Genomic DNA, 1190 nt, shown 5'->3' with positions numbered 1-1190 from the left:
ATCAACTTGAGGTTGTTCACTGTACCAATGTTGTCCAGTCCGATTGGGTTGGAGATTTCCTCCTCGGCAGGACCGCTACCCTCGGTAGTACCGTCTGAGGTAGGCGGGGTTAAGTTACCAATGCCTAAGCCCAAGATAGCTGCTGAGTCAAAGTAGTATGCACTGTGGATGTAACGCCCCAATGGTGGGGTGGTTGTACCGAAGTTAATCTTCTCATCAGCCCAAGGTGAGAACACGTTCAGAGCTACAATCTCTTTCGCACTCTCCTGCTTCATTGAGTTGTACAACACTGAGTGGCTAGGATATACGCCACGCTTGTCGAAGTAGTATTGCACTGGGTTGACATACACCGTACCTGAGCCTGACTTATCCTTGGTAGCACGAGTGATGGTAGCCCAGCCTGAGTTATACAGGTTCCACTCCTCCTCCGGTGTCAACGTATCACCGTAGTTGGTCCCAGTAGTGTACGGGGTCAATAGCTCACGGGTACGAATCAACAGAGTGAGAGGTTCATACGACAGCGTAGGTACGCCTTCATCGTCTACGTCGTCCAGCTTGATGAGCACTGGCTCAATGCGAGGGTTGGTAATGATAGCAAAGCCCACACCTACAGAGATGTGGACTGGGCTGTCGATTACACCGTCAAGCTTGATGCCTGCTTCCAGTAGGTCGATGGTGAGTAGGATGTTAGCATCACGTAACGGAGCCGTATCCTGCACCACATGGACTTTATAGCCAGCATGGAAAATAAGCATGTTGACATCTTTGTCACCCCAAGCCTCACGCCATTCTTTCACGGCAAGTAAGCCACGAGCACGGGCTGTGGATGTGAAGGTAGACAGGAACTGTTCAGACGAAGTCTCGGCAAACAGACCGAAGCGACGCTGAGTAAGCCCTGTCTTCTCGATGTCCATGTTCTCTACATCAAGGGCTACGTCTTGTCCATAGTTAGCTAGGTTGCCTTCCGTCACCCACCCACGTACTGGTGTGAAACGGTTGACTGCACCTTTTCTAGCTGCCATAGCTCCTCCTTAGTAGGTAGGGTTAACACCGATGACTCGGTTGTACCAACCATTCACCTTCACCGTAGCGTTGCTTGGTGAGGAGATGTAAAGCTCTGCTGGATTCAAACGAGTGTTATCACCACCCATGAATATGCTTGAGAACTGAACGATGCGGTTAGCACCTGC

1 pseudogene is annotated in these 1190 nt (G+C 50.8%); it reads right to left on the bottom strand.

Features of this window, described 5'->3' with window-relative positions:
• Positions 1 to 1022, bottom strand: a pseudogene (locus ABMA70_RS16000) (hypothetical protein); the annotation flags it as partial.
• Positions 1023 to 1190: the final 168 nt, after the last annotated feature.

This window comes from Halobacteriovorax sp. XZX-3 (genome assembly GCF_043196495.1).
In the GTDB taxonomy this organism is placed as follows: Bacteria; Bdellovibrionota; Bacteriovoracia; order Bacteriovoracales; family Bacteriovoracaceae; genus Halobacteriovorax_A.
Note: the sequence above shows the minus strand (reverse complement) of the source record. Positions and strands in the feature narration are given on the sequence as shown.